Origin of the sequence: Streptomyces sp. NBC_00457 (assembly GCF_036014015.1) — a bacterium.
Lineage (GTDB): Bacteria > Actinomycetota > Actinomycetes > Streptomycetales > Streptomycetaceae > Streptomyces.
Genome location: NZ_CP107905.1, coordinates 5690036 through 5707814, shown reverse-complemented (window position 1 = coordinate 5707814; position 17779 = coordinate 5690036). Strand labels below are relative to the sequence as shown.

The 17779-nt window shown below is 71.6% G+C and carries 18 protein-coding genes and 1 pseudogene; 9 read left to right on the top strand and 10 right to left on the bottom strand.

The window, feature by feature from the left end:
• Both OG828_RS25985 and OG828_RS25980 read right to left on the bottom strand, forming a co-directional pair.
• Positions 1-1950, bottom strand: coding sequence for a hypothetical protein (locus OG828_RS25985; RefSeq protein WP_328502469.1), 1950 nt, complete (start codon positions 1948-1950; stop codon positions 1-3).
• A 285-nt stretch (positions 1951-2235) separates the two neighbouring features.
• A complete protein-coding gene (locus OG828_RS25980; RefSeq protein WP_328502468.1) occupies positions 2236-2913 on the bottom strand; it encodes an SDR family NAD(P)-dependent oxidoreductase in 678 nt (225 codons plus the stop codon).
• Between the two features lie 122 nt (positions 2914-3035).
• Between OG828_RS25980 and OG828_RS25975 the strand changes: the two genes are divergently transcribed.
• The 3 genes from OG828_RS25975 (at position 3036) to OG828_RS25965 (ending at position 5379) form a co-directional block, all read left to right on the top strand.
• Positions 3036-3725 carry a TetR/AcrR family transcriptional regulator gene (locus OG828_RS25975; RefSeq protein ID WP_328502467.1) on the top strand — a complete coding sequence of 230 codons (690 nt, stop codon included), beginning with the start codon at positions 3036-3038 and terminating at the stop codon, positions 3723-3725.
• Between the two features lie 108 nt (positions 3726-3833).
• Positions 3834-4055 (top strand): hypothetical protein, encoded by a 222-nt coding sequence (locus tag OG828_RS25970; protein WP_328361632.1) that lies wholly within the window; start codon positions 3834-3836, stop codon positions 4053-4055.
• Between the two features lie 310 nt (positions 4056-4365).
• A complete protein-coding gene (locus tag OG828_RS25965) occupies positions 4366-5379 on the top strand; it encodes an ABC transporter substrate-binding protein (protein ID WP_328502466.1) in 1014 nt (337 codons plus the stop codon).
• Positions 5380-5386: 7 nt separating this feature from the next.
• Here OG828_RS25965 and OG828_RS25960 read toward each other — a convergent pair whose 3' ends face one another.
• From OG828_RS25960 to OG828_RS25930, 7 genes are all read right to left on the bottom strand, one after another.
• Positions 5387-6400: an AraC family transcriptional regulator gene (locus OG828_RS25960; protein ID WP_328502465.1), complete on the bottom strand. Its 1014-nt coding sequence runs from the start codon at positions 6398-6400 to the stop codon at positions 5387-5389.
• A 271-nt stretch (positions 6401-6671) separates the two neighbouring features.
• The gene (locus OG828_RS25955; RefSeq protein ID WP_328502464.1) at positions 6672-7895 is read right to left on the bottom strand and encodes a magnesium and cobalt transport protein CorA; all 1224 of its coding nucleotides are present in this window, start codon (positions 7893-7895) and stop codon (positions 6672-6674) included.
• Between the two features lie 86 nt (positions 7896-7981).
• Positions 7982-9715 carry a copper resistance CopC/CopD family protein gene (locus OG828_RS25950; protein ID WP_328502463.1) on the bottom strand — a complete coding sequence of 578 codons (1734 nt, stop codon included), beginning with the start codon at positions 9713-9715 and terminating at the stop codon, positions 7982-7984.
• A gap of 103 nt (positions 9716-9818) precedes the next feature.
• Entirely contained in the window at positions 9819-10580 is a 762-nt protein-coding gene (locus tag OG828_RS25945) for an SDR family NAD(P)-dependent oxidoreductase (RefSeq protein ID WP_328502462.1), read from the bottom strand.
• A complete protein-coding gene (locus OG828_RS25940; RefSeq protein WP_328502461.1) occupies positions 10577-11056 on the bottom strand; it encodes a cupin domain-containing protein in 480 nt (159 codons plus the stop codon). The genes OG828_RS25945 and OG828_RS25940 overlap by 4 nt, the downstream gene beginning before the upstream one ends.
• Positions 11053-11664, bottom strand: a complete 612-nt coding sequence (locus OG828_RS25935) for a GNAT family N-acetyltransferase (RefSeq protein ID WP_328502460.1) — start codon at positions 11662-11664, stop codon at positions 11053-11055. The genes OG828_RS25940 and OG828_RS25935 overlap by 4 nt, the downstream gene beginning before the upstream one ends.
• Positions 11657-13717 carry a penicillin acylase family protein gene (locus tag OG828_RS25930; protein WP_328502459.1) on the bottom strand — a complete coding sequence of 687 codons (2061 nt, stop codon included), beginning with the start codon at positions 13715-13717 and terminating at the stop codon, positions 11657-11659. The genes OG828_RS25935 and OG828_RS25930 overlap by 8 nt, the downstream gene beginning before the upstream one ends.
• Positions 13718-13795: 78 nt before the next feature.
• Between OG828_RS25930 and OG828_RS25925 the strand changes: the two genes are divergently transcribed.
• Genes OG828_RS25925 through OG828_RS25910 form a run of 4 tightly spaced genes read left to right on the top strand, consistent with a single transcriptional unit; the run spans position 13796 to position 16189 of the window.
• Entirely contained in the window at positions 13796-14518 is a 723-nt protein-coding gene (locus OG828_RS25925) for a siderophore-interacting protein (RefSeq protein WP_328361609.1), read from the top strand.
• A 24-nt stretch (positions 14519-14542) separates the two neighbouring features.
• Positions 14543-15169 carry an HhH-GPD-type base excision DNA repair protein gene (locus OG828_RS25920; protein ID WP_328502458.1) on the top strand — a complete coding sequence of 209 codons (627 nt, stop codon included), beginning with the start codon at positions 14543-14545 and terminating at the stop codon, positions 15167-15169.
• 55 nt (positions 15170-15224) lie between these two features.
• Complete coding sequence (locus OG828_RS25915; protein WP_328439832.1) at positions 15225-15890, top strand: HdeD family acid-resistance protein; 666 nt, start codon at positions 15225-15227, stop codon at positions 15888-15890.
• Positions 15887-16189 (top strand): hypothetical protein, encoded by a 303-nt coding sequence (locus OG828_RS25910; protein WP_328502457.1) that lies wholly within the window; start codon positions 15887-15889, stop codon positions 16187-16189. Before OG828_RS25915 ends, OG828_RS25910 begins: the two co-directional genes overlap by 4 nt.
• Positions 16190-16471: 282 nt before the next feature.
• On the opposite strand, the pseudogene OG828_RS25905 reads toward OG828_RS25910, so the two are convergent.
• Positions 16472-16549 (bottom strand): annotated as a pseudogene (locus tag OG828_RS25905) (helicase HerA-like domain-containing protein); the annotation flags it as partial.
• Positions 16550-16710: 161 nt separating this feature from the next.
• Here OG828_RS25905 and OG828_RS25900 point away from each other — a divergent pair.
• Positions 16711-17007, top strand: coding sequence for a type II toxin-antitoxin system VapB family antitoxin (locus tag OG828_RS25900; RefSeq protein ID WP_003999914.1), 297 nt, complete (start codon positions 16711-16713; stop codon positions 17005-17007).
• Positions 17008-17096: 89 nt separating this feature from the next.
• Positions 17097-17738, top strand: a complete 642-nt coding sequence (locus OG828_RS25895) for a LytR C-terminal domain-containing protein (RefSeq protein ID WP_328361597.1) — start codon at positions 17097-17099, stop codon at positions 17736-17738.
• The last annotated feature ends 41 nt before the right edge of the window (positions 17739-17779 follow it).

Here is a 17779-nt window from a genome sequence, read left to right as displayed (position 1 = left end):
TCACTTCTCCCTGTTCAACAGATCGATGAGGCCGAACACCAGGCCGAACCCGCCCACTGCGGCGGCGCCGCCGGCGAACCACGTCCCGGCGGTGGTCTCACGGCCGCCCGCGAGCGCAGAGGCGAAGACCAAGGCCAGCGATGTCAGCCCGAGAACGAGCCCGGGGAGCCTGCCGAACCATGACTCGTCCCCGCCCGACCGTGCGGACGGCCTGCGGTATGTGGCGGGCCGGCGGTACGCGGCGCGCGGCCGGTACCCGGTCGTGGGCGGCAGGTACGGGTCCGGTGACAGCCGGGTCTGCCCCCGCAGCACCCGCGCCTCGGACCGGCAGTCGGCGCAGTACGGGATCCTGATGCTCCGCGAGCCCCCGATGCCGTCCCGGGTGACGGTCACCACCTCAGCCGCACCCACGGACCGGCCACAGCGGAAGCACTGCTCCGCGATTCCGGCGATCGCCGGAGCCGTATCGAACGAAGACTCGACGGCCGCCGCCCGCTCGAGCGTGTCGATGTTCCTCCGGATCACCGACCGGCCCTCCTCGCTCACGGCGAGCGGCAGCACCCTGCGGTAGCCGACGAGGGCCGTGACGCGGTCGTGGGTGGCGTTGACGTACTCGGTGAACAGCTTGCACGCTGCCGCCGCCACCGCGTCGCGGACCTGGTCGGTCTCGGGGGCGTGCGGGCGGAGTTCTCGCAGCTCACGCAGGCGCGGTTCGACGGTGTCCAGCAGCCCGGACGCCCGCTCGGCGGCACGCCCCGGCGACCGCTCGCCGCGCTCCACGGTCTCCTTGCATTCCAGGAGGATGTCGTTGCTCAGCAGCACGGCGAGGTTCTTCTCGACGAGGGTGCGTACGTCGCCGCTCGCGGCGAGCCCGCGCGCCGATCGCAGGTGTGCGGCGGCCCGGTTGAGGAGGGGGTCGTGGGCGGTGGACACGTCGGCGGAGAGACTGTTCGCGCAGGCCACCGCGCAGGCGTTGACCGCGCCCGCCACCTCGTCGGTCGCGTCGGCCACCACGGCGTGCTTCTTGCCCAGTACGGCACGCAGCACCTGGACGTCCGTCTTCGTCTCGGCCAGCAGCGAGTCTGCGGCCCGCTCCAGCGCCGCCGGGTCCGCACCGGGGCCGGGTACGGTCTCCGTCCGGTCCCGGATGGCGACGGCGAGCGGCGCGGTGACCCGGCGGAGGGCGGCGTCCACGGCGTCGTCGTGTGCCTTCAGGCTCCGCATCAGCGTCACGTGCTGCCGGGCGGCGTCCTCGCCCCCGCGCTGCCGGGCCGCGTCCACCGCGACCTGCGCGTGAAGGTCGAACAGCACCGCGGGCAGGGCCTCCCGGAAGGCGGTGCCGTCCACCGTGCGCAGCCGGGGGTCGTCGAGTACGCGGATCCGCTCGTCCAGCCACCGCCAGCAGCCGTCGTCCGCCAGCACCAGCCGCCAGTACAGGTAGGCCCGCTCCCACAGCGTCCGGAGCGTGCCGGCTCCCAGGAACGCCTTCGCCTCCAGGGCCTCGGCGTGGTGGAGGACGGCGAGGTTGTGGACGGCGATGCTGCGAGGGCTCGGGGTGGACGGGTCGGCTGCGGCGTCGGCTGGACCGGCCAACCGGGTCCACACCTTCCGGGCCCGCGCCAACTCCGTCCCGTCTGTCTTCGCCAGCGGCCAGAACCAGAAGAACTCGTCCACCACCCGCCGTACCGGATCCTCCAGCCGCCGCAGGGCCTCCCGTACGGCGATGTGGTCGGGCACGGGATCCGGCGCCAGCCACCGCGCCTCCCCCGCCGCCGGCCCCCCGGTCCGTTCAGCCCCCAGCGCCTCGGCCGCCCGCGCCTCGGAGACCCGACGCCGCACCGCCCGCGGCGTCGCCGTGACCGCCAGTCCGCTGACCCGGAACGCATTGCGCCGGTACAGCTCCCGGTCCATGGCGTCCCCGAGCCACGTCGGCACCTCCACCCGAGCCATGGGACCCCTCCGACCGCTGCCCGCCGCCAACGACGACGGCCAGCATGCAGCCGCCCCGTCGGGACCGGTCCCCGATCCACCCCGGGTCTCCCGTGGGTGGGCTCCTCGCCGATCGCCCTCGCGGTAACAGCCCTCGCCCCTCCGGCACTTACCGCCCGCGGCACCCGACTCCTTGTCGCCGAGGGTGACTGCGGCGGGCCGTCCGAGGATCGCGTCGCGACCGGTCGGCCGCGACGCGACCGGAACTCCCGTGGAAGGCCGGGTAGTACGAGCCCCGGCGAGGTGTCAGCCGCTGAAGACGCGTTCGGCCTCGTCGCGGTGGGTGGTGTGGAGCTCCCAGTAGACCGGGGAGATCTCCTCGGGCTTGGCCGTCGGGAACCCGGGAATGACCGACGTGCCGATCGAGACGTCGATGGCGACGTGGGCGGCCTGGATGCCGGTGCCGGCCAGTTCCTTGTGGAGGTTGATCACCCAGTTGCGCAGCGCGGCAGCGGCGGCGTTGACGTTGCCGACCTGCGGCACAGGGTCTACGGACCCGGCGCCGGTGGTGTAGAGCAGGGTGCCGGCGCCCGCCTCGCGCATCGCGGGCAGGACCGCCTGCGTGGCGGCGATCGCGCCGTAGAGCTGGAACTCCATCTCGTGCTGCACGTGCGACGGTTCGGTCGTGCTCGGAGTGGTCAGTACGGTCGAGTCGAACCCGCCGACCGGGGAGTATTCCAGGACGTCGATGCCGCCGAACCGTACGGCGGCGTCCTTGAGCGCCCGGGTGAGCGCGTCGCGGTCGAGTACGTCCGCGGGGAACGCGGCGGCGGAGATGCCTTCGGCGGCGAGCGTGCCGACGAGGGCGTCGAGCTTGCCGGGGTTGCGCGAGATCAGGGCGACGTCGAAGCCGCGGGAACCGAAGGTGCGCGCGATGGCCAGGCCCAGCTGGGGGCCGGCTCCGATGATGGCGATGCTGGTCACAGCGATCCTTTCGTGCAGTTGGGCACAGTTCACACAAGGGGAAACGGAAAGGCCTATCCGGTTACCTCCGACACCGTAACACCAAAAATGGATAGGGCACTCCGATTGATAGGGTGACCGGCATGACCCCGGACCCCCGGCAGCCCGATGCCCACTCCCTGCGCAGTGACGCCGAGCGCAACCGCGGGCGGATCGTCGCTGCCGCGCGCACCGTGTTCGAGCGGGACGGTCTGGGTGGGTCGATGGCGTCCGTGGCTCGGGAAGCCGGGGTGGGGATCGCCACCCTCTTCCGGCACTTCCGCACCAAGGAAGACCTGATCGCCGCCGTGTTCGCCGACCGCATGGACGCGTACGTCGCCGCCGTCAATGACGCTCTCGACGCCCCCGACCCATGGGACGGCTTCAGCGGGTTCCTCGAGGCCATCTGCGCCATGCAGGCCGCCGACCGGGGTTTCGCCGACGTGCTGACCGCGACCTTCCCCGCCTCCGAGGCCCTGCAGTCGCGCCACGACGCGGCGTACCACGGCTTCCTGGAACTGATCGGCCGGGCCAAGGACAGCGGGCGCCTGCGGGAGGACTTCGCGAGCCAGGACCTCGTTCTCCTGCTCGTCGCCAACGCGGGCGTGGTCAATTTCGCCGGCGACACCCTCCCTGACGCCTGGCGCCGCCTCGTCGCCCTGATGATCCAGTCATTCGAGGCCCCCGCGTCGGGGCCGCTGCCGGACCCGCCGGAGGATGACGCCCTCTACGAGGCCATGCGCCGCGCCGGGCAGGCGAACACGCCCTCGCGTGAGCGGAAGAGCAACGACTGACCGCGGCCCGGCATGCGGCGCACGCCGAATTGCGATCGTTATCAGCGTGCCGGTCTCTTCCTGGACGGCCGGGGCGAGCCGAAGGGCGGCTGACGCATACTGGAGTCAATGACAAAGCCCAGTGCACCGAAGCGGCACCTGCCTACCAGTCCCTTCAAGAAGCCGGTCGCGCCAGCTCCCAAGCACTTCGCTGTGGGCGACCAGGTCACACATGACATGTACGGCCTCGGCCGGGTCATCGGTATCGAGGACGGGATCGCGGTACTCGTGGACTTCGGTTCGACGCAAGTGCGGGTCCTGAGCCCGTACTCGAAGATGACCAAGCTGTAGGGCCACTGTGCCCCGTCACCGAAAGGGAGACCTCTCATCGATCTGACCTCGCTGTTCTCCGCCCCGGAAGGGGCGGCACCGCGCTCTGCCGTCGCGGCATCGCCGACTCCGGCGACGGACCCCTTCCAGGCACCTGACTTCGGGGAGAACGAGGCTCTCCTGTTCGACTCGGGGCAAGCCGACTTCGACCAGTGACAGGGACGTCGACAGTTCGGCGACCACCATCCAGCCGCCTGGCCGCCTTCCCGGACCAGGTTACTTAGGTTAGGTTTCCCTTACCTACTTGGAACGGCTGGAAAGAAGTCCTCTCATGGCCCCCTCCCCCTCCCGTCGCCGCCTCCTCACAGCAGCCGGTGCGCTCGCCTTCGGGCCTCTGCTCGCCGCCTGCGGCAGTGGGGACACGAAGGCGAGCGACACCGGGGCGGACAAGGGTGAGCCCTGGTCGTTCAAGGACGACCGTGGCCGTACGGTCCGTACCGACGCGACGCCGAAGAACATCGTCGCGTTCGTCAGCGCCGCCGCCGCGCTCCACGACTACGGCATCACGTGCACAGGCGTCTTCGGTCCCACCGAGCCCGTGGCCGGGAAGCCGAATCCGCAGGCCGGTGACATGGACGTGAGTGAACTGACCAGCCTCGGCACCGCCTGGGGGCAGTTCAGCGTCGAGAAGTACGCCGCGCTCAAGCCGGACCTACTGATCAGCAACATGTTCCCGGCGCCGGATCTCTGGTTCGTTCCCGAGGAGAGCCGGGCGAAGATCGAGGCCCTCGCACCGACCGTCGGGATCAGCGTCGCCCGCACCTCGCTGCTGAACCCGCTGAAGCGGACCGCCGAACTGGCGGGGTCGCTCGGCGCCGACCTGAGCGCGAAGAAGGTCACCGACGCCAAGGCCCGCTTCGAGCGGGCCGCCGAGACGCTGCGCGCTGCCGCGCGGGCCAACGGCGGGCTCAAGGTCATGGCGATCACCGGGGACAGCGAGAACTTCTACGTCGCCGTGCCGGACTCGTACAGCGACCTGAACTACTTCAAGGATCTCGGCGTGGACTTCGTCGAGGGCAAGAAGTCCGACGAGTGGGGCTTCTGGGAGTTCCTCAGCTGGGAGAACGTCGACAAGTACGACGCCGATCTCATCATGGTCGACAACCGCTCCACCGCGATGACCCTCGACCAGCTCGACGCGAAGGCCACCTGGCGCCAGCTCCCCGCGGTCAAGGCCGGCCAGACCACCCCCTGGTCGATGGAGGAGCGCTTCAGCTACGCCGGTTTCGCCCCCGTCGTCGAACGCCTCGCCGCCGCCGTGGAGAAGGCGAAGAAGGTCACCTGAACCGCGCTCAGCCACCCAGCGTCCGCGACGGCGGATGCCCGTAGCGCTGCCGGTACTGCGCCGCGAACCGGCCCAGATTGCCGAACCCCCAGCGGTAGGCGATCTCGGAGACGGTCGCCGAGCCGTCCCGGGCGGCCGCCATCAGATCCTGATGGGCGCGCTCGAGGCGGACCTGGCGGAGGTAGCCGAGGGGAGTGGTCTCGAGGTGCCGACGGAAGGCCTCCTGCAGGGCGCGCGGGCTGACCCGGGCCCTCCTCGCCAGGTCGGCGAGCGTGTGCGGACGGTCGGGCTCCTCCTCGACCAGCGTCATCGCACGGCGTACGGCGGCGTGCGAGACGGTGCCGGTGCGGCGGGCGTCGACGCCCGGGGTGATCAGGCGCTGGGTGGCGACCAGCAGCCCGGCCGCGGTCTGCGTCAGCTGCGCGGCGACGAGCGGGTTGGTGCGGGCGATGCCGTCGCCGAGCACCTCGCGGCGTACGGTCTCGGAGATACCGGCCCAGGTGCGGCCGGCCTCCGGTGAGACGGGACCGCCGAGTGCGAACCGGGCCCGTACCGGGGCGTCCAGGCCCAGTGCGTCGGCCGCGGCCTGCTCCACCGTCTCCTTCGCGAGCCGCACGGTGACCATCTGCGCGCCGGGCGACCAGTGCACCTGGAAGCTGCGGTACGGATCCAGCACATAGGTCTCGCCGGGGCCGACGCACGCCTCCTCACGGCCGGGCGAGCTCACCGTGACCCGGCCGCGGACGACCTCGCACATCAGCAGGTAGGTGCCGAGCGGCTGAGGCCGGATCAGGGTCTCCGCGTAGAGGCCCGGGGAGCCGTACGACAGTCCGGAGACCGTGATCCCGGGGAAGCCGCTCTCCGCGTACCACGCCGAGAACTCGCGTGGATCGCCCAGGCACCGCAGCTCGTACGGGCTGTACGCCTGGCTGATGATCTCCCGGATCTCCTCGAGGTCGCCGCTGCGCACGAGAGTGGTCAGCCTGCTCAGTTCGCCGGATACGGCACTGAGCGGTGCCATCAGGACAATCTCCCTCTCCCCGCGTTTTCCGGCCGGGGGCCGCGTTTGGCGAGTAGCCGCCCGGACGCTCCGTTAGTAGCGTCGTCCCTGTCCGTAGTCAAGGCGCCACCGATTCCGCACAGCGGTTTCGGGACAGCCGCGCCGCGCGGACACCGCCCTGAACCACGGGGGACGTTCAGGGCGGTTCTTCGTGGAGGACCCCGTCGCGCGAGTACACCGCGCACGGGGTTCCTCTCACATCCGGGATCGTCCGTGATCGCCCGTGACGGGTCTACAGCCAGCCCTTTCGCTTGAAGCCGCGGTGGGTGACGAAGCAGGCCGTCGCGATGACCGCCATGACGAGCGGGTAGCCGAATTTCCAGTGGAGTTCGGGCATGTGCTGGAAGTTCATGCCGTAGACGCCGCACACCATCGTCGGTACGGCGATGATCGCGGCCCAGGCGGTGATCTTGCGCATGTCCTCGTTCTGGGCGACGGTCACCTGCGCGAGATGGGCCTGGAGGATGGAGTCGAGGAGGCCGTCGAAGGCGTGTATCTGCTCGGTGACGCGGGTGAGGTGGTCGGAGACGTCCCGGAAGTAGGGCCGTATCCCGGGGGCGACCGAGCAGGCCGGGTCGGTCGCGAGCCGGTTCATGGGGCGGTCCAGCGGAACCACCGCCCGTTTGAATTCGAGCAGTTCGCGCTTGAGCTGGTAGATCCGGCCGGCGTCGCCGCCGCGGCCGTCCTGCGGGGAGAAGACAGCGCTCTCGACGTGGTCGATGTCGTTCTGGAGGGCGTCGGTGACGGTCAGGTAGTCGTCGACGACATGGTCGGCGATGGCATGCAGGACGGCCGCCGGACCCTGGGCGAGCTGCCGCGGGTCGGCTTCCAGGTCCTCGCGCAGCAGGCCGAGGGAGCCGTGGCGGCCGTGGCGCACGGTGACGACGAAGTCGGGGCCCGCGAACACCATGATCTCGCCGGTGTCCACCACCTCGCTGGTGGCGGTGAGTTCGGCGTGCTCGACGTACGTCACCGTCTTAAAGACGGCGAACAGGACGTCGCCGTACTGCTCGACCTTGGGCCGCTGATGGGCGTGGACGGCGTCCTCGACGGCGAGCGGGTGCAGGCCGAACAGCTCGGCGACCCGCGCGAACTCCAGCTCTGTGGGCTCGTGCAGACCTAGCCAGACAAAGCCGTGGTGGCTCTGCCGGGCCCCGGGAGGGGAGTGCCGCGAATTCTCGGTGGTCGGCTGCGGCAGCGTCGTGGTTGATCGCGCAGTTCCCCGCGCCCCTTTTCGGCGCTGCAGAGCCGTAACCGATTCTGCCAGGGTCGCTTTGCGGACCCGGGCGAGGGATTCCTCGATCGTGTCGGCGGCCTTCTCGCGGATGCCGTCGCGGTAGACGACGCAGTTGACCACGGCGGTGCCGAGCGGGGAGCGGGCCGGGTGGCTCAGGTCCACGCGTCGCACGCGCCGCGCGAGGCGGGCGACTTTGCGCAGGCTGTCGGCCATCGACATGCGGCACTCTCCGGGTCCTCGGTGGGTCCGGACAGTGTGCCAGGTGGGGGTAAGAGCACCATGAGGCCGACCCCGGCCCGCGACCCCTACGACTCGATCCGCACCGGCCGGATCTCACTCACCTGATCGATGTCGGACACCCGCACCGTCACCTTCATCTCCCACTCCCCGGCCACCGGCAGCGTGAACGAACCGTTCCCCCAGTAGCCCCCCTTGTCCGTCACCTCAGCGTCGATCGGGCCGATGTCCTGGGCGGGGAGGGTGAAGGAGATACGGAGTTCGGGGACGATGGCCAGGCCGCCGTCGGCGCCGTAGACGACGGCCTCCACGGTGTTGTCGCCGGTGCGGCCCGGGTCGAGGGTGACCTGCACCGTGCCCCGGCCCGCGGCGCCGGCGTCGAAGGGGACGGTGGTGACGGACGCGGCGGGCAGCGCGCCGGCCGGTGCCGTCTGCGCCGCCTCGGCCTCCGCCCGGCCCGGCAGGGTCCCGGTGAGCACGGTCGTGATCAGCAGCACCACGGCGGCGACGCCGACTTCGGCCAGCACCGACCGGCGCAGCAGACGGTGGTCCGGAGCGGCCGGTGGCGTGGAGTCCGGCGGCTCAGGGAGGGACGGCGGGCCGCCGACCGGCTCCGGCACCCGTTCCCGTACGACCGTCTCCGCGTCGACCACGAGTGCCTTCGTCGTCCACCGCCGCGAGAACCCGGCCGCCGCCAGCAACAACGCCACCGCGACCAGCTTGACGATCAGGGTCCGCCCGTACGACGTGTCGGTGAAGGCGCTCCAGGAGCCCAGCCCGCGCCAGGACTGGTAGACGCCGGTGACGGCCAGGACGGTCACGGAGGTGAAGGCGAGCCGGGAGAAGCGGGCGACCGTCGCGGCGGAGGACGAGCCCCGGCGCAGGGTGATGAGCAGGGCGGCAAGACCGCCCAGCCAGACCGCCGTCGCCAGCAGATGCAGCGCGGACGAGGTGATCGCCACCGGCACCTGGATCCCGGCCGACGCGTGCTCGGCCGCCGCCCAGGTCAGCGCGAGGCCGACGGCGAGGGCGGCGCCGGGCACGTGCGCGAGGCGCCGCCGCGGCAGCGCGGACAGGCCCCTGCGCAGCAGGACCGCCGCGACCGCCAGCAGCCCGAGCCGCGCGAGCAGCAGCGCACCGGGCCGGCCGGACAGCGTCCCGCTCAGCGCGGATGTGTCGAAGGCGGTCGCCGGTCCCGTGCCCGTCTCGTACGGGGCGCGCAGCACCAGCAGGGCGAGGGTGGCGCCGAGCAGGGTCCACCAGGCGGCCCACAGGGGCTTGTGCAGGCGCTCGGGGTCCGGCGGGCGGCAGGCCACGACGAACACGGCCGCGCCGATGAGCAGGGCGCCGGCGAGATAGGCGAGGTAGCGGGCGAGGTCCCAGAGGCTGCCGGTCACCGGATCCTCGACCGGGCCGGTGTCCACCGACGCGGCTGTCGCGGAGGGCTTGCCCACGGAGAAGGTGAAGGCGCCCGACACCGGATGGCTGTCCGCCGACACCACGCGCCACGCCACCGTGAACGTCCCGGTGTCCGCCTTCGCGGGCAGGCTCACCCGCACCGCGTCCGAACGCCCCGGCACATGCTCCGCCTCACCGAGGCGCAGCCGGTGGCCGCTGGGGTCCAGGATGCGGACGGAGTCGTCGAGCAGACCGACCGACTCCGTGAAGGTCAGGGTGAGGTCACGGGGGGCTGACTTGAGGACGCTTCCGTCGGCCGGGTCGGTGGAGCGGAGTGCGGCATGCGCCGACGCCGTTCCCGCGCCACCGAGGACGAGCAGGACCAGCACGGCGCATAGCAGCACCAGCCCTTGAACTCCTCGCCTGCGGACCAATTCGCTTCTCCGTCGCTCAACTCTTCTGACGTCTCGGCCACTCCGATACGTACGTAAGAAGGCGCCGCGCTGCTCACCACCTGGGCCGCGCGGACACCCCTCCGTCCACGACCAGGTCGTGCCCGGTGATCCAGGACGCGAGGGGAGAGGCCAGGAACGCGCACGCGTCGCCGACGTCCTCGGGCCGCCCGAGCCGCCCGGCGGGCGCTGCCCGTTCCCAGCGTCGCACCCCTTCCGGCCAGTCTTCCGCCAGCCCCTCCCGCTCGATCAGCCCGGGCGAGACCGTGTTGACGCGGATCCCGAGCGGCCCGTACTCCAGGGCCGCCGCCCGCGCGTGCATGACCACACCGGCCTTGGACGCGGAGTAGTGCGCGTGCAGCGGAGCCGGCTGGTGGGCCTCGATGGAGGCGATGTGCGTCACACTGCCGCCCCCGCTCTCCCGCATGAGCTCCGCGGCGGCCTGCGTACAGGCGAAGACACTCGACAGGTTGGTGTCCACGACCGCCCGCCACTCCTGAGCCGTCATCCCGGGCAGCGGCTGCGTCGGCTGTACGCCCGCGTTGTTGACCAGCGCGGTCAGCGGCCCGGAGGCCCACGCGGCGGCCTCGCGCACGACCCGCCGGCAGTCGTCCGCGTCGGACAGATCGCCCTCCAGGACGACGGCCCGACGGCCCAGCTCCTCGATCCGGTCCGCCACCGCGCGCGCCGCCTCCACGGCCGTACGGCAGTGCAGCGCGACCGCCGCGCCCTCCTCGGCGAACCGCAGGGCGATCCCGCGTCCGATGCCGCCGGACGCGCCCGTGACAAGGGCGGTCTGTCCTTCGAGCAGAGTCATGGACGGCACAGTTCCACGATGCGGGCGGCCTCGGCCGGGTAGCGCGCCGTGAGGTCGGCCACGTCCCCGTGCTCGTAGTCCTGGTAGGTGAAGCCGGGCGCCATGGTGCAGCCGAAGAGGGCCCAGGCGCCGCCCGCGGCCACCCGCGCGCCCATCCAGGTGCCGGCCGGGACGGTGAACTGGAGGTGCTGCCCGCCGAGTACGTCCGGACCCAGCACGACCGTCCGCGAGGTGCCGTCCGGGGCGAGCAGCAGCAGCTGGAGCGGATCGCCGAGATAGAAGTGCCAGATCTCGTCGGTGGGCAGCCGGTGCAGGGCCGAGAAGTCGTCCGGTGCGGCCGTCAGCAGGGCGACTATGGCCGTGCCGACGGGCCGCCCGTCCGCCCGCTCGGGCCCGGCCCAGGTCTGCCGGAACAGCCCGCCCTCGCGCGGTATGGGCTGCAGTCCGTAGTGGGCGATCAGGTCTTCCGGGGTCACCCGGGGAAGGCTACCTCCCGGCGGAGGAAGGCCAGTTGGGCGTGCTTCTCGGGCAGATACACGTCCGGGAGGTCGACCTCCGGCAGGACGACGGCGGGTCCGGCCGTGAAGCCCAGCTTCAGGAAGCGGGCGACCGCCTTCTCGTTGCGCACGTCGGGATCGACCACGATCCGCCGCCGGTCCAGGCCGAGCAGCACATAGGAGAGAAGGACACCGACCAGCGCCGCGGTCCAGCCGGGCCGCGTGCCCTGTGCTCCGGCGGGCGCGAGCAGCAGATGCACCCCGATGTCGCCGGGCCGGACCTCGTAGCAGTGGCCGACCCGGTCGGCGTCCGGCTCGTACGTCTGGAGCACCGCGACCGGTTCCGCGTCCCGCACCACCAGGAAGGCGTGGTGGGTGTCGAGCGTCTCCATGTGGGCGTAGATCTCGGCCACCTGGTCCCGGGTGAGCCCGTTCATGCCCCAGAAGGAGGCCCGCTCCTCGCTCGCCCAGCCGTGCACCACCTCGGCGTCGGCGTGGGCGTCGAGGGGCAGCACGCGGACGGTCCCGAGGCCGTCGACCTGCTGCTCGTAGACGGCATGGCGAGTGGGGGCATGGATCTCAGACATCGGTTTCCTTGATGAGCACGTCGAAGTCGGTGACGACCGGGACCAGATCTCCCCTGGTCCACAGCGGGAGCTGGTCCCGGTGGTGGGCCGAGCCCGGCACCCCGGAGGCACCGAACGGCACCGCCCAGCCGCTGTCCTCCCGGCGGGCCAGATCCCACACATAACGGGCGGCCGGACCGCGCGCGGCCAGATCGGTGGTGCCGGGCACGGAGGAGGTGCACAGCACGCAGTCGTGATCGCCGGACAGGCCCGGTTCGTCGTACGAGGTGCCGGGCAGCGCCCGCCAGGGGGCCAGGCGGTGGGACTCACCCCACGTGCCCGGCGGCCGGCCGGCGACTTCCTCGACGGCCGCGCGGACGGTCGCGGGGCGGTCGATGCCGTACAACTCCTCGGCACACAGGAGATGTTCGAGGGCGAAGCCGATGCGCGGGCCGAGGGCGAGCCAGGGGAGGAAGGCCTCCGGGTAGGCGGGCGGGACGGCGAGGGCGGCGAACGCGGGGTGCTCGGCGAGACGCCGTACGACGGCTCCGCGCACCGCCGCGTAGGCGGCCGCCTCCGCGCTGTCCGCGTCCATGCGCCGGTCCCAGGCGAGGAGACGTTTCCGCAGGTCGAAGGCCTCGGGGGTGAGGTCGTCGAGGGCGGCGAGGTGGTCCAACAGGGCCGCGGCGGAGCCGAGATGGGTGTCCATGTGGATCGCGGGCATGTCCCCCGCCGTCCACTTCTCCTTCTCCTTCAGGAGGGCGGCGATGCGGTCGGCGCGGTGCGGCGCGGCGAACTCGACGCCGAGGGGCGTGGAGGGGCCGCGCTGGTTCGCCATCACCGCTGTGCCGTCGGTGAGTTCGCCGTACGGCATCTCGTGCCAGCCCTGCCACTCGTGGCCGGGTTCCCAGGCGGGCACGAGGCGGGTGCGGTTGGCGGTGCCGCGCACGGGCACCCTGCCCGCCACGCGATGCAGCAGGCCGCCCTCGGTGTCGGCGGCCATGACGACGTTCACGGGCTCGGCCCAGCGGTCGAAGGCGCGGTCCACGTCGGCGACCCGGCGGGCGCGCAGGAGGGGGAGGAGGGCGCCGAAGCCGAGGTCGCCGGTGACGCGGGGCGGGTAGCGGAGGCTGACGGCCTCGGGCGTCCCGTCGTCGAGCCCCTCGGGGCCGCCGATGATCACCGGTCCGCGCTCGGTCTCGATCACCTCGACCGGGACCGGATCCTCGCCCGCGACCTCGATGACCTCCGTGTGCCGGGGAGCCCGCACCCAGGTGCCGTCCGGTCCGAGCGCCTCGACGCCCGCGCCCGTCCGCCGCAGCCGCTCCCGGTACAGGTCCTGGTAGTCGGCCATCGCGTTGGTGATGGCCCAGGCGACGGTGCCGGTGTGGCCGAAGTGGGCGATGCCGGGGACGCCGGGGACGGCGATGCCGACCACGTCGAACTCGGGGCAGGAGAGGTGGAGCTGCTGATAGATGCCGGGGTCTTCGATGAACCGGTGCGGGTCCCCGGCGATGACGGCGGCACCGGTCGCCGTCCGCTCACCGCTCACCAGCCAGCCGTTGCTGCCGGAGGTACCGGGCCCGTCGGCGGCGAACAGACCGACCGCGTCCTCGCCGAGCTCCCGGACGACCTGCTCCCGCCAGAGCTTGGCCGGGAACCCGGCGAACAGGATGTGGACGGCGAGCCAGACGCCCAGGGGGGTCCAGGGCTCCCAGCGACCGGGCGTAAGACCCACGCGAGCGAACTCGGGGGCGCGTCGGGCCCCTTCCACCAGCCCCTCGTTGACGCCGTCCACGTACGCCCGTACCCAGTCCGCCGTCTCGGAGTCCAGGGCGTCGAAGCACCGTCTCGCGGTGTCGTCGATGCGGGCCCGTCTCGCGAGGAGGTCCCAGGGGAGGGCGCCGGCGCCGAGGAAGGCGGCGGAGGTGCCCTGTGCGCGGTGCCGTTCGACCTCCAGCTGCCAGGCCCGGTCGAGTGCGGTGACGCGGCCCTGCGCACGGGCGAGGTCGGCCACGCCGCCGGCTCGCAGATGCGGGATTCCCCAGGCGTCGCGGTAGATCTCGGCGGTCACGCTGTGGCCCTTCTGTGCTTTAGGTTAGCCTTACCTAAGTAAGTTCTGGCGGAATCGTACGCGAGGGGTGGAGAAGCGATGGGGCAGGGGCACGGCTGGGAGGGTGCGGTCCTCAAACTGCTGCGCGCGAAGGACTTCGTGTTCACGGTGACCGGCGCCGAGGACGTCACCGAGCACTACCGGCGGCTCCACCTCAGCGACGGCGGCATGCTCGCGACGACCGGCGTCCACCCCACCATGTGGGTACGCCTGTGGTTCGACAACGGGGGCAAGGCGCACCAGCGGGCGTACACCCTCGTCGACCCGGACCCCGCGGCCGGCACCTTCAGCCTGGAGTTCGCCCTGCACGAGGGCGTCGCCAGCGACTGGGCCCGGACGGCGCAGCCCGGCGACACCATCGAGGCGACCGTCCACGGCACCGGGTTCGAGGAGCCGAGCCCCACCCCGACCCACGTCTTCGCGATCGGCGACCCCGCCTCGCTGCCCGCCCTCAACTCCCTGCTCGACGCGCTCGGTTCGGCCCCGGCCACCATCTGGTTCGAGGGCGGCGCCGAGGGCCTGCCCTGCCGCGCCGACCCGTCCCGCCACGAGCTGCGCCAGGTGCTGCGGCTCGACTCCGGCACGCATCTCGTCGAGCGGGTGAAGACGGACCTGCCGGACCTGCTCAAGGGCACGCCGGACCCGTATGTCTGGATCGCCTGCGACACGGCGACGACGCGCAGGCTGAGCGCATACGTCCGCAAGGAACTCGGTGTCCCCAAGGAGCGGATGCACGCACTGGGGTACTGGCGCGCGTCCTGAGGGCGCAGACGGCATCATCGACCCATGGACGTCACCCTGCATCTCGCCCAGGACCCCGAGGCCGACGCACTCCTCGGGCGCAGTCCGCTCGCCGCGCTCACCGGGATGCTGCTGGACCAGCAGATCCCGATGGAGTGGGCGTTCAAGGGCCCGGCGACGATCGCCCAGCGCATGGGCGCCGACGACCTCGACGCCCGCGACATCGCCGCCCGCGACCCCGAGGCCTTCGCCGCGCTGCTCTCCGAGAAGCCGGCGGTGCACCGCTATCCGGGGTCGATGGCGGGGCGCATCCAGCAGCTGTGCCAGTACCTCGTCGAGCACTACGACGGTGACGCCGAGGCCGTCTGGAAGGGCGTCGACAGCGGCACCGAACTGCTCAAGCGGCTCCAGGACCTGCCCGGGTTCGGCAAGCAGAAGGCCCAGATCTTCCTCGCCCTGCTGGGCAAGCAGCTCGGCGTACAGCCGAAGGGATGGCGCGAGGCCGCCGGGGCCTACGGCGAGGAGAAGTCCTTCCGCTCCGTCGCCGACATCACCGGTCCGGAGTCACTGGCCAAGGTCCGCGCCCACAAGCAGGAGATGAAGGCGGCGGCGAAGGCGGCGAAGACAGCGGGGAAGTCCTCCGGAACCGCGGGGAAGTCCTCCGGAAATTAAGCCGATCGGCCCCTATCAGGTGGCAATCGGGTCCAATCAGGTCAAAGCATGAAGCATGACCGAGGCACCGAGCGGTCCCCCCTGGGGCCCGGACTACGACGACCGCCGGGTGCATGCCGCCGTGCGCGAGCCCCGCCCGGGTGGCGCCGAACCGCCGCTCGAAGGCCCCCTGCACGTCCTGGCCCGCACCGCCTGGCAGGCCGTCCTCCTCACCGGCATCGCCTCCCTGGTCCTCGGCGTCCTGGTCCTCGTCTGGCCGGGCGCGTCCCTGTGGGCGGCCGGCGTCCTGTTCGGCCTCTACCTCCTGGTCAGCGGCGTACTCCAGCTCGCCGCCGCCTTCGGCACCCATCGGACGACCTCGCTGCGCGTCCTGGCCTTCATCAGCGGCACCCTGTCGATCCTGCTCGGCCTGTTCTGCTTCCGCGGCGCCATGCAGTCGATCCTGCTGCTGGCCCTGTGGATCGGCATCGGCTGGCTGATCCGCGGCATCACCCAGACGCTGGCCGCCGCCCACGACCCGTCGATGCCCGCGCGCGGCTGGCAGATCTTCCTCGGCGTCCTCACCTTCATCGCCGGCGTCGTGCTGATCGACTCCCCCTTCGAGTCGGTCGCCGTGCTCACCCTGGTCGGCGGCTGGTGGCTGGTCGCGGTCGGCGTCGTAGAGATCATCACGGCGCTGCGCATCCGCGGCCGCGCGAGTCGGGTGCCACGCGAGCTGTGAACGCCGTGCGCGTCTGGTCGCGGGTCCTCGTCCTGCTCCTCGCCCTCCTCGTGCCGGGCGAGCACACGGCACACGCGGTGACGGTCACGGCCGAGACCCCCGCCGCGGTCGCCGAGTACGACGACACCGTCCTACGGTCCACAGCCCGCGCCGGCCACAACCGTCCCACCGCACCCCCGCGCCCCGCACCCCGCCCGCACCCCCGGCCCGCCCCACCCCCGGCCGCCCCACCACTCCCGGCACCACCCCACCCCGAACCCGTCCTCCACACCCTCCGCACGGTGATCCTGCGCTGCTGACAGGGGCTCCACCTCCGCCCCCCTCCCACCCATCAGCCAACGCAAGGACGACACAGCCATGCCCAACGACCCGTACGCGGTCCTACGCGCCCTCCTCCGCGCAGAGGCCATCCGAAACGCCCCCAAGCCCAAGCCCCAACAGCAACAACAGCCGGCGAAGAAGCCTGAACGCGCCTAGCTCAGCGGAACCGGTGAGGGCTGGTGCGCACAGCGCCCCGTAAGGGGCGCGGGGCTGTATCCATATGCGGCTCCACCGCGCGGGCGCGATCAGCCCCCACCGTGCTGTTCGGCGATCAACTGGAGGGTCTTCGTCTTGCCGGTGCCGGTGGCGCCCGCGATCAGGCCGTGCCGGTTGAGCATCGCTGTCGCTCATATCAGGCCCCTGCTTCCATTTCTGGCCCCTTGCTTCCGGCATAGTCGGACCGATGCTTCCGGTTTGCCCAGATTTACGGCGCCTTTTGCAGCGTCGCACTCCCCTTCCATGGCTGCGCCCGGAAGGTCTTGACCGGTAGGCTTTCCGTGTGATCTTCAAGCGCATCGGAAACGGCCGGCCGTACCCCGACCACGGCCGGGAAAGCACCCGGCAGTGGGCGGACGTCGCGCCGCGCCCGGTCCGCCTCGATCAGCTCGTGACGACGAAGGGCCAACTCGACCTGGAGACACTCCTGGCCGAGGACTCGACCTTCTACGGCGACCTGTTCGCACACGTCGTCAAGTGGCAGGGCGACCTGTACCTGGAGGACGGTCTGCACCGAGCGGTCAGGGCGGCCCTCCAGCAGCGCCAAGTGCTGCACGCGCGCGTGCTCGAACTGGACTAACGGCGAACTGGTTCCCCTAACGGGTTGAACTGCACGCCGGCAATGATCATCTAGTAGGAATCGTCGCCCGCGCGCACTACGCTGCGCTCATGAGCATGCTGACTCCCCCCGGCATGGGCGGCCAGTACCGGATCAAGGGTGACAAATACCCCCGGATGCGCCGGCCCCGGCGGCGCGGCAGGCTCGTGGCCGGGGTCGTGGCCTCAGTCGCCGCTCTCGGGCTGGTCGGCTACGGCACGCTGCAGCTCATCGACCTCTTCTCGGGCGGCGGCGACTCCGCCTCGGCGGTCGGTGCCAAGTCGGACTGCTCGTCCAAGGCGAGCCCTTCACCGAGCACCACCGCCGCCGTTCCCGCGCCCGCCAAGATCACCGTCAACGTGCTCAACGCCACGACCCGCAGCGGGCTGGCCAAGCAGACGGCGGACGAGCTGAAGAAGCGTGGCTTCCGGATCGGCGACGTGGGCAACGCGACCGCGGAGTTCGACAAGAAGGTCAAGGGCACCGGGCTGCTGCTCGGCCCCGCCTCCTCCCTCAACACCTCACTGCCGGTGCTCGCCACCCAGCTGAGCACCGCCGAGCGCCGCACGGACGCCGCCCGCAAGGGCACGGCCGTCGACCTGATCATCGGCAACGGCTTCAAGGCGCTGACCACGAAGAAGGACGCCGACAAGGCCCTGGCCGCACTGACCGGGCCTCAGCCGACGCCCACTTCGTCGAAGCAGAACTGCTGAAGAAGACCTGCTGAAACAGACCTAAGGCGTACTGCCCAGCG